Consider the following 15,093-nt stretch of genomic DNA (forward strand, 5'->3'; position numbering starts at 1 on the left):
CAAATCCGCCCGATTTCCGGCGGATGCTACGGCTACCCCGTGTCTCGAGGGTGCCATCGCCTGCCGTGGAGAAGAAATCTGAGGTACCGGTGAACACGCGGACGATCCCCTGGCCCACTCTTGTCGCTGACATCGTCCTGTCCATCCCATGTCACTGGCTTCGTTTGGACCGCGCGGCCGCGACCGGCTGGGCGCAACTGTCTGTTGGGGCCGCTACCGTCCGTGGCTCGGGTCCTGTTGAGGCAGCTGCAGGTATTCGTCGAGGATCCGATCGACTGTGGTGGTGGGGATGCGCAGAGTCGGTTCGGATGCGGCGATGCGGCGGCGCACATCGGCGAGTAGAGCCAGTTCGCGTTCGAGTCGGGTGCGATCGCGCTCGCCCTTGTTCGTGCCGTCGGCGCTGGGTGTCATCGTTTTCTCCACGGGTTCGGGCGGGGATGGCCTTGGTCGGGCGAAACCATGCTGGCACGTTCGGCGCGGAACGGTGGGGGTGACTTCAGGGTGAAGCCCAGGTGATCCGATCAGGGCTGCGCGCCACTCATCGAGACCCGTTACCGGGCACCCCTGCACCGGAGTCGGCCCGGCGGGTCGGTACGGTCACACCATTCACGAACCGGGGGACGTGGCCCTGAACAAGACCCTCCGCGTCCCGGGTCGAACGATCCGGTGACGAGTGTTCATCGAACACATGTTCTACGAGTCGCTATAGTGAAAGTGCGGCAGGTCGATGGAGGGACGCGACAGCGGACTTCGGGAAGCATCGGCCTGCCGCATCGTCTCCGCAAGAATTCCAGGCATCAAGACCAGAAACCGTCGATACCAGGCACTCCTGCACGGGGAACACCAACCTTGCCGCGCCCCGTTCCGACCCGTCCGCCCCACACGAAGTCGACTTCCAGCACATCCCCACCGGTGGGCACTTCGCCGAGTGCACCCCAACCGCGCTGCCGCCGAAGCCTTCGCCGTCGACAAACTCATCAGCCTCGGAGAAGACCCGCTGAAGCCAGCGAAGCGGTCAAGCTGGCCGGCTACACCACACCTACGCCGTCCGCATCTACTCCACCCACGCATAGATCGTGGATGAAGCACGGAGGCCGCCACTCCTCGAACCCGATGGCCGCCAGGCCACCGAGTCCAGTCGAGAACCCTAGTGAGTTCCGGGCCGAGGCGTGAGGAGTAGCGGCCACCTGCTCGCCGCGGAAACACGCTTATGCCTTCCGAGATCGATCGTCTTGGTAGCTGTCGGTACCAGTGGAATGGGAATGTAGGCGGCGATGATTCCGCCCCGTAATGGGGTTTGAATCCACTCGATCTAGTCGTCTGCGTTGGTATCGACGCAAAATCCGTTGCCGCAGCAGCCCTGGTGCGGGCACTACTGTGTGCTGGTGAATCCGAGCATCTCGAAGGGACTACATGGCAATGGCAACGACGATCGAACGGCCGGACGGCACGAGCATTCACGGTCCAGGGAAGTTGTCAGCGCAGAGGTTGCAGCACGAACTTGCTCTGCGTCGTCGCGCTCATCGGATCCCGAGCCGTCGACGGCATGACGGAAAAGGTGGGCGCCGGCAGCAGCGGCGAGCTGCGGCCGACGCCTGATGATGACCGGCAATGCGTGCAAGGCTCGAGTAGCGGTCACGCATCGGTTCTTTCCAAGGAGGCGTACAGACTTCGTGGCGCCCTTTGGAGAGAACCGATGCCTGACGCACAGCGTGTCCTTCACGTCACCGCAACGGGTGGTTGGAGATATTGGGGAGCAGGTTGTGTCGGCTCTTCGGACGGCCTCGCAGGGGCCGGGACCGATTACTTGAGCCTGGTGAGCACACCGGTGGCATCGAGAACGGCTCCCACAACCCCGATGATCGCGAGCACTGCGACCACAAGAACGGCGATGCCTACAGAGCGGACCAGACCGCTGGCATCCCCCGTCACGACAAGAACGGCCGCGGCGACGAGAGCTACTGCAACCAGCGCGAGGACCGTCCCCCACAGCACCCGCCGCCGTGTCTGCTGCTGCGGGGTGAGGGGGCGAGGATGCGGGCGCGGCGATTCCACGGCGTGACGATGCCGCCCGGACCGATCAGATAGATCGCGGTGTACGAGAAGGCACGTTTGCGGACCTGTGGTGCTGCTGTCGTGAACAACATGAGCGCCTTGCCCTTGGCGTTGTCGGCGTGGTGACGTTGCAGAATGTGACGGACCTCGACGTCGGTCAACACGCTGCCGTCGTGGATGATGCAGCCCCGGCTCGAACCGGTACTGAAGTCGAGCTGTCCCGGTGTATCGGTCTTGTGGGTCCGTGTGCGGCCTTGAGGTCCGAGGTGTTTGAACACCGCAGATGCTGCCTGTTTCCCGTCGATCTGCACCGCGCCGCCTATCTCACTCGAACCGGATTTGTCCCCGCAGAGTATTCGCAGCAGCGGACCGCAGCGTTTCTGCGGCATCTGGTGACGTGGCTTCTGCGTGACGTTCGTACGTTGGCTCCCGACCACAGTTCGACGGTTGCGGTGGGCACTTCCTGATCCAAGTCGGGTCCACGCCGGGTGCTCTCAGCATGCAGAAGGACGTTGCATATCAGCCCTGTGGACGTTGCGTTCGCAAGTGCACGGCCGGCTTCGAGGTGTCACCGTGGCTATCTTCGGAGTGTCGAACTTGCTGTGGTGGACGTTGCGCTCGCAATGTCCGCCCGGGCAGTAGAGCACTCTCGCAGGTTCGGGTGCGTTGCGCGGCGGACTATCTCGTGTTGCGGCGTCGGGGGCGATCGTTGCGTCATGAACGTGGTCGACGTTGCGTCAATGCACGGCTCGCATTGCGCATCAACCACGACGACCGTTGCATCCCTGAGGTCTGTCGTTGCGGGAACCCTCCCGGTGATCGTTGCGAGAGCACCGTGAATCACCCCGTGGGCACCGCTGTAAACACAGGGAGTTCAGGCCCCGTCGCAATGCCCCGACGGTCCGTCGATGACGTCGATAACCACCTGATGTCGCAACGCAGGGTCGCAACACGGAGCGCTGTGACGGACGATCGCCGCAACGTCGACTCCCGCACTCTTCAACACATCACGCCCGCTGCGAGTCGGCACGACCCTCCTGGTACCTGGAGGTCACGACGCGCGCAGAAGTCGATTCCGGCCCTACCGGACGTGTCGTGGACCCCGCTTCCGCATGATGCGCCGCGCGAAACTGCATTGCGTAACCAACACCCGGACAGGTCTTTCGTGGACCAGCGCGGTGGAGCTCTAGATGGCACACGAGCCCCACCGGCCTGGTAGCCGAGACAGTGGCCACGCCCTTCAGAACCACGAACCAAGTCATCGCCAATGGGTGCCCACCTGACGATTCCACCGCCGACAACACCCACAGCACCGGTCGATCTGCTCAACACCACGACCCGCACGCTCTGCGCGACCACTCGGTCAGTGTCCTATCCAGCGACCGTCAGCGACCTGCCGGACGGCAGCAACATCACCGACATCGGCCTTCCCAGCACAGCTATGAACCCTGGTCACCGATGTCGACGACCAGGACCATCACCGCGACGTCACGGACCTGACTCGACCCCTCCGTCGTGCCCCCACCATCGGCGCCTAGCCCCTCACAAGGTGTCTCGACATGCCCCGCGAGCCGCGCGCAACCACGTTCATGAGCCCGGAAAGCACCCCGCGACAGCCCTTTTTCCCGGCAGAAAACTGCGCTGATTCCAGTGCAGATTCAGCAGCGAAACCCGCCCCGGAACCCGGATTTTCGTAGACAACACGACCCGCGAATCGGTGCCCCGAACCAAGCCCTCAACAGCTGTCCTCAGCATCGCGCACCACGATCTCGACGTGCCCCGCACACAATGCGCAGAGCGGCATCACACCGTCACCGGCGCGTGAGCTGCCGGCACCGCTCGTGGTTGTCCCCACTGCGCAACCACCACGCAAACAGGTACAGCGACTGCTTTTCAGCCGGCACTTCCTCAGCCCACAACGACCGCCACCGCGACCACGACCGGTAGTCGCAACGGTACTGCGGCTCCAGCGCACGCTGATCGAGCGCGTACTGAATCCCAGCATCGTCCGACATCGCCTCCACAACCCGCACCGGCCGACGATCATCCTGATTCGACCAATCGAACTTCGGGCCGTATACATCCGGCATCGACTTCTGCAGCAAACCCAACTCGTGCTTCCCCGTCAAAAAATTCGAGCTTCCCTGCAGCAGCACCCGCACCTCCGGCGACACGATCCACCGACAATGACGGAACTGTCCACGCCGCAACCGCAGTGCCTCCACCCCAGAAGCGTCGACGTACTTCTCAGCCTTCGGAAGAGAATCCCGATAGCTATCGACAAGCATCCGAATTCGAGACTCCGACTTCGTCGACACCTCCACCTCGACAGCCGCGAGCTCCCCCGACTCGAGGACCTCAACGAAGTCCGGATACCGCAACCCGGATCGCTGCTGCGAGTACGGCGCAGAGCGATGATCGAAATCCGTGTACACCGGCAACCCGAGCCAGGTGTTCCGCTCACCCACCACCGTGGTCCCATCCGGCCCGGACTCGGTGACCGTCAACGTCGACGGAGAGATACCCGCGGTGTACCCATCAGATGAGTACTTCGCGCCCATCCACTGCAGCAACTTGTGCGACTCCGTTTCGTCGCGCGCCTCCAACATCCGGATCTGACGCTCGGAAATAACCCTCCGCCCCCGAGCCTGAGTCGCTAACGCATGCTCGGCAGTCAGCAACCGGTGCAGCAGATTCGACGGCACCGACATGTGACCACGCAGCGTCGAATGCGACACCGGGAACTCCGCCGACTCCAACCCGATCGTCTGCCCATCCAACGTCGGAACCAACACCGCGCTCGCCCACGGCTGATCCTGATGACGGGTCAACAGCCCCGCCTCCTCCATCAACCGCACCCGATACCGCGCAGTGTTCATCGCGCCGCCATAAAACCAGCGCGCAGCCTGCCGCAGCGACACCACACCGTGCAGCGTCAAGAACTGCAGCAACTCCTCATCAGCCGGCTTACGCCGCCACCCCGACGGCCCCTTCCCACCAGACTTCCCCCGCTTCTGCGGAGGAAGCGCATCAGCCGAAAAACGCCGCCGCGCCCGAGCCTGCCGCCACCGCGTCGGTACCTCTGGCGTAGTCAGCATCTCGTACTCCCACGCCTCAATCGTCGACGCCAACAACCCCACCTTTCACAGCGACAACACGTCCGCCGATGGTAGCCACGACGATTCGGTCGAAGTTGTCGCCGACGTTGTCAACAAACGACAACCCGACCACCCCCACACAAACCGCCTCCACCAGCCCAAACCAGCCAAAAACGTTGTCACCCAACCCCCGCCGAAAACCCTGACTAACCCCCACAACAGCACTGCACACACACCGCAGAATCGCTTCGCTGTCTTCGGTGTGGTGTGCGTGCGTGGTTGATGGGGGTTCCGGCTTCACCGCAGGAGTCGGCCACTTCGTTGACCACCCCGATGCAGTCCACTGTGGGATGTCTCGCTCGCTCGCATCCCTTGTGTTCTGGCCGGGGTGGGTGGCCGAGGGCTCCTGCGCTGTAGCCGGTTGGTGGTGGTCGGGTCGCTGCGCTAGGCGTTGGTGGGTGGGACTGCTGCACGGATAGGTGACATCTGAACTGTGGTGCCGTGAGGCACTGCTGGAAGGATGGACCCCGTGCCCAAGCCCTATCCGAAAGAGTTCCGCGACGACGTCGTCCGCGTGGCCCGCAACCGCGAACCAGGTCAGCACCTGCGGCAGATCGCCGCGGACTTCGGTATCAGCGAATCCTGCCTGACCAACTGGCTCAGGAATGCCGACGTCGAGGACGGCACCAAGCCAGGGACGACGAACGAGGAGTCCAGAGAGAACCGCGAGCTGAGAAAGCGGATCCGGTTGCTTGAGCAGGAGAACGAAGTGCTGCGGCGGGCCGCGGCGTATCTATCACAGGCGAATCTTCCGGGAAAATGATGTACCCGCTCGTCCGCGAGCTGGCCGCCGGCGGGATTCCCGTCGCGGTGACGTGCCGGGTTCTGGGGATCGCGCGCCAGCCGTACTACCGGTGGCTCGCCGACCCGGTCACCGACGCCGAACTCGAGGAGGCGTACCGGGCGAACGCCCTGTTCGACGCCCACCGCGAGGACCCGGAGTTCGGCTACCGGTTCCTCGCCGACGAAGCCCGCGATGCGGGCGAGTCGATGTCGGACCGCACGGCGTGGCGGATCTGTTCGACCAACAGGTGGTGGAGTGTGTTCGGCAAGAAACGTGGCTCGAAGAAGGGCCGCTCCGGGCCGCCGGTGCACGATGATCTCGTCGGCCGCGTCTTCACCGCGGATGCTCCAAACACTTTGTGGCTCACCGATATCACCGAACACAGAACCGAGGAAGGCAAGCTCTACCTGTGTGCGGTCAAGGACGTGTACTCGAACCGGATCGTCGGCTACTCGATCAGCGATCGGATGAAATCCCGTCTGGCTGTCACGGCCCTCGAATCGGCAGTGGCACGGCGGGACTCGGTTGCCGGATGTGTGGTTCATTCCGACCGTGGATCGCAATTTCGCAGCCGGAAATTTGTCCGCGCCCTCGCCCGCCACGACCTGGTCGGATCGATGGGTCGGGTGGGTGCGGCCGGCGACAATGCCGCGATGGAATCGTTCTTTGCGCTGCTCCAGAAGAACGTCCTCGACCGGCAGAGATGGGCCACACGCGAGCAGTTGCGCATCGCGATCGTGACTTGGATCGAGCGGACCTATCACCGCCGGCGACGTCAGCTCCGGCTCGGCAGATTGACGCCTGTCGAGTTCGAGACCATCATGACCACACCAGCCACACAGGCTGCGTGACCGAATCTGTCACCGGATCGTGCAGCAGTCCCGAGCCACCAACGGCAGTGAACGAAACGGGGGGAGTTTGAGGGGGGTTTGGGGGGTGGGTGTGGCGGTTGGTGTGTGTGGGTGGGGTGTGTGTGCGGAGCGGATGGTGGAGTGCAGGTGCTCCCTGCACCTGGTGTGTGGGTGGTGGGGGGACACGGAGTGCGGTGGTCGGTGGTGGCGGGGGTTCTGCGTGGGGCCGGCATTGGCGGGGGTCGCGGCGTCGCGGTGGGGGTGGGGGTGGGTGGATTCCGGGGGCGCTCCCCCGTGTGGCGTTCCCCCAGGGGGAGCGCTGTCCGGAATGGTCGGGTGGTGCTGAAGGGTGGGGTGCACGGCAGGTGCAGGCGGGAGTCGTCGGGTCGGTTGCGGGCGGGGTGGGGGGGGACAAGAACGGGTGGAGAGGTGACCGGGACTGTGTAACCGGTGAACGCTGGGGGCGACCGTGGTCGGGGTCTGTGCCGGCAGGGGCGTTGCGCTGGTTCGTGCAGTGCGGCCGCCGGTGATGCACAAGTCCGGTCGGTGCACCGTTGCGGACCGGTCGTCGAGGGGCTGTGGTCGTGAGGTCGGCGCCGCGGTTCGGTGAGCGCCGGTGGGGACAGCTCGAGTGGTGCGGCCGTCATGTTGCATCGTCGACGGTCGGTGTTGCGGGTGCATGGGTGGTCACGTCGTCACGGGGCGTTGCGTGATGGCCGGAGCGAGGAAGGTCCACGGCGGTGTCGGCAACGGTTGCTCGCCGTGCATCGAGCAGTGCCGGCGGATGTTGCGGGACTGTGGTGGCCCCAGCCCGATCGCGTGGGCGCAACGAGGCGGTGCAAAGGCGCAATGGGTCGGTGGGTTGATGCGTCGATGCGTTGCGTTGCTCCGTGCGCGTGATGCGGTGTTCCGGAGCGATGGCCGCAACGCCGTCGGGATGGCAGCCGGATGGAACCGGGCGGCGGCACGCAACGGCCGGTGTCGATGCCTGACGCGGCTGTGCAACGGGTGGCGGCGATGTGTGACGCGGCTATGCAATGGCCCTTGCGTCGGCGGGTGGGGATGACGGCGTGGGGGCCTCGGTGTGTTGCGTTCCTGGGGGCTTCGGTCACCGCTCGGTGGTGGGCCGGTCGGGTCGGCGCCGGAGCATCGCGGTGAAGGGACTCGCGGCCCTGTCCATCGCCGCGTCGGAGCTGGTTGTCGGAGCTGGGTGGGCGGAGTTTGCCGGTGGAGTCGTCGACTGTCGATGACTGGGCGAGCTGCGGGGCTCTGCGCTGCGCTCTGCGGGCCAGCGGGTGAGGCTGCGAGAGGCGAGGTGATCGGGTCGTCACGGTGTGGGGTTGCACTGCGGTCCGCAATGGGCGCGTCGAGGGCGCTGCAACGCGCCGTCCGGAAGCAACGATGCAGGTCAGCGGTGATGCAACGGGTCGTTGCGGTGGTCGCGGCCGCCCGGGGTAGCGCGGAGTGATCGGCGTGCGCGGGCACCTGGGGGATGGATGGTGCAACGCGTCGAGGCGATGCTCATGCATGCACCGGCAGGCCCGGTAGCGATGTCGAACGGTGTCGGCAACGGCTGGGCTCTGCGCGGTCATCGGCTCGCAATGAGGCGCCGTGGGCAACAGGCACAGGTGGCATCGCTCGAGGCGGCGCAACGGTTCGTGCTCTCGCCAAGAGCGAAGGGCGCAACGCGACGGGGCACTCTAGGTCACCGGTGGCGGTGTTCGTTGTCTGCGCTTCCCGTCAGGGGGACACGATCAGGAGGGGTGAGGACCGTTGCGTGCGCCGCCCTGCAATGCGGTTGTTGCCTCGGTTCGGGGGACAGCTCTCGGCGGTGAGCGCGGGTGCGGCCGTTGCCGTGTTGCGTGCACCGTGGATGTCTGCGGTCGGCGTCTGCAGCGCAGCGTTGCTCGTCACGGGCAGGTGCGTTGCGGTCGAGGGTGCAGTGGCCCGCGTTCTCCCCCGGGGAGAGCGCTGTCCGTTGCCGGGGGGTGTTCGTGGCGACGCCGGATTCGGGGGTCAGCGGTACTCGCAATCGCGGCACCGTTGCGCCGCACGCCGGTCGATCACGGCGCCGGCGTTGGTGGTCAGCACTTCCCCATTTCCCAGTCGAGACCAGGCGTTGGGAACATCGCGGATCTCACCCCATCGGCTCGGATCGCTTTCGTCGTTGTGGGGACAGCCTGGAAGGTGCGCGACGTTCTGCGGGCTGACCAGAATGCGGGCGTGATCTGGCCGCCTGACCTGTGTCGGCCGGCGGGTGTGTTCACACTGCCCCACTGGCAGCTCGCATCGCTCGCACCGTTGCACTGTCATGCCTTCTGCATCGATCACTGGCGAGGAGATGTTTCCTGCCCGTCGCATCCCGATCGGCCGTGCAACGCGGTGGTCCCCCACTCCCCCAGGGGGAGCGCTGTCCGGTGGGGTGTGGCGGGGCGGTGGTTCACCCGAACGACGGATGCCATGGTGCAACTGCACCCTGCGCTTGCTTTCGCTGCAGCCGGGGACATTCGCGCCAACCTAGGGAGGGTGACGGTACGTGGAGCAGATCCGCACCGATCCGATCGCGCACGCGCGTGGTGCCGCTGAAACCGTGTTGCGTGATGCGGCACGACGGGAGCGGAAGCAACGGGAGCGACTCAATGAAGCCATCGATGTCTCCGCTGCCGCGATCGTCAATGCCCGCGAGGCGGGCGTTGCGTGGGAGGTCATTCGGTCTGCGTTCGGTGGAGTGACACGTCAGTCCCTCGTCGAGCGGGTCCGCCGATATGAGGACCGACAGGCCGGTGCCCGTAGCGCTTCCTGGGAAGGCACCCGTATCGACGTCCCCGACGCTGACGGCGCCACTGGCGCCTGGCAGTTCCTCGCCGTCCGTAGGGCTGCGACGGAAGGTGCCGAATTGGTCGCGGCCGCGGTCCGGCGCGCGCAGCTCGCCGACGGCGTCGAGCCCCGCTCGGTAATGACCGCAGTTCGTGATGCCGGGCGAGCAGCGCTGGCGGCTGGTCGAGCGGCGGTGGAAGCCGAGGAACAGTCATGGGGGACACGATTGACGCCGGAGGAAGCGGTGACGATTGCGCGTACTGCGGCCGCCGGGTATCTGCCGCCGACGCCCAAATAGGGACTGGACCGCTGCGCTGGAGTGAATCACGCCCCTTGTAGGGATGACGACGGGCGATCGACCTGTTGCGGCCGAGTCAGTGTTGGCCGGGTAGATCGACCTCGTCCACCGACTTGTCCGAACGCAGACCGCGCCAGCTTGGATGGCGCAGACTTCCGCCGGCGTATTCCCGGTACTCGACCTCGCCGACGAGGATCGCCTCGACCCAATGCGCGGCGTGGCTTTCGCGTCTGGGCGGAGCGACGTCCAGCGGGCTGGTGGGCCGTTCCAGTGGGCGCAGCTGGGACAGCAATTCACGCCGCGTCGTTGCTGTGAAACCTGTGCCGACGCGACCTATGAACACCAGTTGGCCCTCGTTGTTGTGCGCTCCGAGCAACAAGGAGCCGATCCCGCCGGCGGCCCGGCCCGCTCCGGGAATCCAACCGACGACTACCCCCTCGGTGTTGCGGCGCAGTGGAGTCTTGATCCAGCTCGGCGCACGCGTACCCGGAAGGTATGGACTGTTGGGGTCCTTGGCGACGATGCCTTCGAGGCCGTTCTCCCGAGCCACCTCGAGCATGGTCGAGCCGTCGACGTCGCTCCAGAAAGGCGACAGTTGCACCTGCGCACCGGGGGTGATCAAGTCGTCGAGCACGGCTCGTCGTTCGAGATACGGCAGGTCGATGGTGGAGTTGCCGTCGACAGCGAGGACGTCGAACAGGTACATCATGACCGGGATGTCGGAGAGCAGCTGTTCAGTAGGACGCTGGACGTGCATGCGTCTCTGCAGCCGGGCGAAGGACGGTTGCCCCTTGGAGTCGAGGGCGACGATCTCGCCGTCGACGGTGCAGTCCTGACGCCCGAGCGCTGAGATCAGTGGCTCTGCGAGTTCGGGGAACGTGCGGGTGATGTCGTTGCCTGCGCGGCTGGTCAACCGGCACTGTCCGTCCTCGACGGTGACGAGGGCGCGTTGGCCGTCGAACTTCATCTCAAACACCCAATTGCCGCTCGGGGGTTGGTCGAGGGTTGCCAGCATCGGGGACAACGGAGGGGACGAGGTGGCCATGTTCCGAGTCTGCTGCACCAGATCTGTTTGGGTTCGCTGAACTGCACAGGGGGTTCGTGCGGCGGTGAGAGTCACGCGGATGACGACGTTCGGTGCCTGCTTTGACGGTGAGGTGCGGGCTATCTGTGGGGTGACGACTCGTTGTCGCTGGAACGCAGGTTGTTAGCGTGGCGTCGCCCGTGAGCACGCGCCCAAGACGGGTGTTGCTCTTCGCAATCGAGCGGAAAATCAGGAGCCCATGAGCGAGCCCACCCCCGACATCCCTGAGTCTCCACAGCAACCGCACGCCCTTGGACACGGCGTGGAGCAGCCCTATCCGGCCCAGCCGCAACAGCCGTACGCGCATCAGCAGCCGTACGGGGCTGTCCCGCCTCAATGGGGCGCGGCTCCTCCGACTGTGGTGACGCCGCCGAATACGTCGGGGACAACGTTGGCCTACTCGCTCATCGGTGGGCTCATCGGTGGGTTCCTCGGTGTGCTCGCGTGTGGGGCCCTGGTGGCGATTGCGGTCAGCGAGGCCGGGGGTTCGTGGGATTACATCAACGAGGACCGCGTCGTCATGATGATGGTCTTCTTCGGTGTCGGTGGGGCCTTCGCCTGTGGGCTGCTCGGCTTGTTGATCGGCTCGTCGAAAGCTGCCGCCGAACGCCGCCAGTTCCAAGCTCGGTACAGCCTCCAGCCGGTGTGGCCGACGGCGGGTGGCTACGGTCCTACAGGCCAGTACCCGGGCAGCGCGCCGCACCCGACCACTGCGGCAGGTTCCGAGGAGGGGTAGCAGAAGTCCCGTGGGGGACTGGATTGCGTGTGTGTCCGGGGCGGGCCTGCGCTGATACCGCGTCGGCCGGAACCGGTGGAGAAGGTCGGTGCTCTCCCCCACCGGCTACAGACGAGGACACCATGACCATGGACGCCCAGGTCGAGCAGCGTCGACAGGAACGACGCGCAGCAGCGAAGGCCCGCGCCACACGCGATCACCCGCGCCCCACAGAGGCACCGAAGACGACAACAGACGGGGGATACAACACGGCTTCACCGTCACCACACTCGACGGAACACCCACCGATTTCGTGCCCGTGCACCAGCGGGTGGCCTACACCGAAGAAGTCGCTGCGCTGCGCGCTCACGGCTACGAACCCCTCGGGTTCGGGTATGTCCAACGACTCTAACCCTTCCGCTCTCTCCGGGCAGTTCGTGATGCCTGGTGAAGGGCGCAGTCCGAGCCTCCGGTCCAGAGAAGTTCACCGCGAATTCCAGAGCTTTGATGGCGGTCACGTATCCGCGGTCGATCAGGGGTCTACTCGCTGTCCCAGGGCGTGCGTAATCGGTCTGTCCACGCGATGATGTGGGCGTGCAGCCGATGCACTGCCGGCGACGGGTGGCGTGTACCGATCGCCAGGCCGATGGCACGATCCGCGATGCCGGTGGCACGAAGCGTGGTCACTCCGGTGGTTTCGGTCTCGGACGCGGGCAGCAGCGCAATCCCGAGTCCTTGTGCGACCAACGCCCGGATCGTGTCGAACTCGCTGATCTCGAACGCAATGTACGGATCGAAACCAGCTTCCGCACAGCCCTTTTCGAGTTCCTTGCGGATGTGGTAGGAGGACGGACTGGCGATGAAATGCTCGCCGGACAGTTCACCGAGGTCGACGTGCTTGCGGTGCGCGAGCCGGTGGCTGTCCGCAACATGGAGCAGTAGTCGCTGATGTCCCACAACCGTGGCGGGCAGATCGTCCGGAGGCGGGATCATCACGGCGAGGTCGAGCCGGCCCTCACACACCATCTGCGCGAGCGCTTGCCCGTGGGCTTGCACCAGGTGCAGGCGGATGCGGGGAGCGTGGCGGTGGAACTCGGCGAGCATGGAGGGGACGCTGACCGGACCCAGGGTGAGGGGGAATCCGAAACGAACCACGCCACTGTCGGGGTCGGCGTGATTGCGGACAGTGGTGATCGCCTCATCGAGTTCCCGGATCGCCGATTCGGTGCGCTCGTGGAGTTCGCGTCCGGCGGTGGTCAGCGAGACGCCGCGGCCGACCTGCTGGAACAGCGGCACACCGAGGATCTGTTCGAGTGATTTGATGCGGCGACTGAGCGAGGACTGCGGTACCCGCAGCCGATCGGCGGCGTGAGTGATGTGCCCTTCTCGGGCCGCGGCATCGAAGGCGGTCAGAAGTGGGACGACCGACACCGTTTCGTCCGACAAGAACCAATCCATATTCGGATCATAATACCCATAAAGTCTCATTGGACGGATTGATCGTCGTCGCGCACGCTGGAAGTACCTACGAGACGAAAGCAGGTGCGTCGCCGTGACTCTCCGTCGATCGAGCAATCGGACAAGGCAACTCGACCCCCACTACGATGCCGTGTTGATCGGTGGGGGCATCATGTCGGCGACGTTGGGGGCGTTGCTCACCCGACTCGAGCCCGACTGGTCGGTGCTTGTCCTCGAACGCCTCGACGGCCCGGCCCAGGAGAGCAGCGCGGCATGGAACAACGCGGGTACCGGCCATGCCGGACTGTGCGAGCTGAACTACATGCCCGAGCCCACCGACCCATCCCGAGCCGAAGAGATCGGACGGCAGTTCCGGCTCTCCCGCCAGTTCTGGGCCGCGCTCGTCGAAGCCGGGGAGCTGAACGCATCGTTCGTAAATGCGACACCGCACATGAACGTGGTGTTCGGCGACCGAGATGTCGCCTACCTACGCCGGCGTTACGAGACCTTGCAGCGCTCGCCGCTGTTCTCGGCCATGGAGTACAGCGAAGACCCCGAGGTCATCGCTCGGTGGGCGCCGCTGGTGATGGAAGGCCGCGACGACACCGGTCCGATCGCCGCGACCCGCTACGAGGCGGGCACCGACGTGGATTTCGGTGCCCTGACCCATGACCTGATCCGCGGTATGCGCGACCGGGGCGCCGAGGTGCGGACCGGACACGAGGTGACCCGATTGCGCCGCGTCCCGGACGGCTCATGGACCGTTTCCGGCCGCTCCGGCACCGGCCGCTTCTCGGTGCGTTCGCGGTTCGTGTTCGTCGGCGCCGGCGGGTACGCGCTCAAACTTCTCCAGAAGGCCCGCATCCCGGAAGTACGCGGCTATGCGGTCTTTCCCATCGGCGCCCAGTTCCTGCGCACCGACAACCCGGATCTTGTATCCCGCCACCCGGTGAAGGTCTACAGCCAGGCCGACGTCGGCGCCCCGCCGATGTCGGTGCCGCACCTGGACAAACGGGTGATCGAGGGACGCGTAGCCCTGATGTTCGGTCCCTACGCCACCTTCAGCACACGTCTGCTCCGGCATGGGCGGCTCACCGACCTGTTCACCACAATCCGGCTTGCGAACCTGGCACCGCTAATCGCAGTCGGGATCCAGAACATGGGGTTGGTGCGCTATCTCCTCGGGCAGCTCCTCGCCTCCCGGGGTCGGAAGTTGCGGCAACTGCGCCGCTTCCACCCCGCTGCCCGCGAGGGCGACTGGTCGTTGATCGACGCAGGCCAACGGGCGCAACTGATCAAGCCTCATCCTCGCAGGGTCGGGGTGTTGACCTTCGGTACCGAGGTCGTCACCGGCGCCGAAGGCTCTATTGCAGGTTTGCTTGGTGCCTCGCCCGGTGCCTCGATCGCTCCGGCGGCGATGGTCGACGTGTTGACCACATGTTTTCCCGACCGAATTGAGCACTGGCAGGCGACACTTCAGCAATTGATGTCGGGTCTCGAGCATCCAGGTGACGCCGATCAGTCAGTGGCCGATGCCGTGCTCTCCCGGACCGGAGACATTCTCGGCGTTAGGTAACAATGCTCTTGTTCCTTCTCGGAACGACAGCGGGGGCACGAACCCTTTGGAGTTCGTGACTCTGCTGGTCAGAGTTCGTGGACTGCTCTCCGTGCAGCTCGCGACACCCGGTCGGCAGGCTTTCCCATTTCCGCGTTCCAGAGCTTTATCTGACCAGCGCCAAAGCCGTCCTGAAAGTGACAGCGGAAGGGCAGGCCGTCGCTGAGTGCACCAGTGGCAGAAACCCGGTGTGGGTCTGCTCATTCAAGGGAGGGTCGCAGTGTGACTCCGGACCCTCCATTATGTCGCGGTTGCCCC

11 protein-coding genes are annotated in these 15,093 nt (G+C 65.3%); 4 read left to right on the top strand and 7 right to left on the bottom strand.

The window, feature by feature from the left end; all coding sequences use genetic code 11:
- Positions 1-213 precede the first annotated feature (213 nt).
- The 5 genes from BO226_RS25585 to BO226_RS27490 all read right to left on the bottom strand — a co-directional run bounded on the left by BO226_RS25585 (position 214) and on the right by BO226_RS27490 (position 5,454).
- Entirely contained in the window at positions 214-411 is a 198-nt protein-coding gene (locus tag BO226_RS25585; protein ID WP_071936675.1) for a hypothetical protein, read from the bottom strand.
- Between the two features lie 1,392 nt (positions 412-1,803).
- On the bottom strand, positions 1,804-1,995 hold the full coding sequence (locus tag BO226_RS27485) for a hypothetical protein (protein ID WP_198040694.1): 192 nt from the start codon (positions 1,993-1,995) through the stop codon (positions 1,804-1,806).
- Positions 1,959-2,219 (bottom strand): hypothetical protein, encoded by a 261-nt coding sequence (locus BO226_RS27815; protein ID WP_198040695.1) that lies wholly within the window; start codon positions 2,217-2,219, stop codon positions 1,959-1,961. Before BO226_RS27815 ends, BO226_RS27485 begins: the two co-directional genes overlap by 37 nt.
- A 1,647-nt stretch (positions 2,220-3,866) precedes the next feature.
- Complete coding sequence (locus BO226_RS25595; protein ID WP_156895431.1) at positions 3,867-4,994, bottom strand: hypothetical protein; 1,128 nt, start codon at positions 4,992-4,994, stop codon at positions 3,867-3,869.
- Between the two features lie 175 nt (positions 4,995-5,169).
- A complete protein-coding gene (locus BO226_RS27490) occupies positions 5,170-5,454 on the bottom strand; it encodes a hypothetical protein (protein ID WP_156895432.1) in 285 nt (94 codons plus the stop codon).
- A 228-nt stretch (positions 5,455-5,682) separates the two neighbouring features.
- On the opposite strand from BO226_RS27490, the gene BO226_RS25605 reads away from it, so the two are divergent.
- Positions 5,683-6,848 (top strand): IS3 family transposase gene (locus tag BO226_RS25605; RefSeq protein WP_112320133.1). Its coding sequence is split into 2 segments (ribosomal slippage): positions 5,683-5,955 and positions 5,958-6,848, totalling 1,164 coding nucleotides; the frame shifts between segments, so codons are not numbered across the junction.
- 2,536 nt (positions 6,849-9,384) lie between these two features.
- Positions 9,385-9,963 carry a hypothetical protein gene (locus BO226_RS25615; RefSeq protein WP_071936679.1) on the top strand — a complete coding sequence of 193 codons (579 nt, stop codon included), beginning with the start codon at positions 9,385-9,387 and terminating at the stop codon, positions 9,961-9,963.
- A gap of 76 nt (positions 9,964-10,039) precedes the next feature.
- On the opposite strand, the gene ligD is transcribed toward BO226_RS25615, so the two are convergent.
- Positions 10,040-11,008: a non-homologous end-joining DNA ligase gene (ligD, locus tag BO226_RS25620; protein WP_071936680.1), complete on the bottom strand. Its 969-nt coding sequence runs from the start codon at positions 11,006-11,008 to the stop codon at positions 10,040-10,042.
- A 238-nt stretch (positions 11,009-11,246) separates the two neighbouring features.
- On the opposite strand from ligD, the gene BO226_RS25625 reads away from it, so the two are divergent.
- Positions 11,247-11,783: a hypothetical protein gene (locus BO226_RS25625; protein WP_071936681.1), complete on the top strand. Its 537-nt coding sequence runs from the start codon at positions 11,247-11,249 to the stop codon at positions 11,781-11,783.
- A gap of 519 nt (positions 11,784-12,302) precedes the next feature.
- On the opposite strand, the gene BO226_RS25630 is transcribed toward BO226_RS25625, so the two are convergent.
- Entirely contained in the window at positions 12,303-13,220 is a 918-nt protein-coding gene (locus BO226_RS25630; RefSeq protein ID WP_198040696.1) for a LysR family transcriptional regulator, read from the bottom strand.
- A 94-nt stretch (positions 13,221-13,314) separates the two neighbouring features.
- On the opposite strand from BO226_RS25630, the gene mqo reads away from it, so the two are divergent.
- Positions 13,315-14,796 carry a malate dehydrogenase (quinone) gene (mqo, locus tag BO226_RS25635; RefSeq protein ID WP_071936682.1) on the top strand — a complete coding sequence of 494 codons (1,482 nt, stop codon included), beginning with the start codon at positions 13,315-13,317 and terminating at the stop codon, positions 14,794-14,796.
- The last annotated feature ends 297 nt before the right edge of the window (positions 14,797-15,093 follow it).

The organism is Rhodococcus sp. 2G (assembly GCF_001886355.1).
Classification (GTDB): Bacteria; Actinomycetota; Actinomycetes; order Mycobacteriales; family Mycobacteriaceae; genus Rhodococcus; species Rhodococcus pyridinivorans.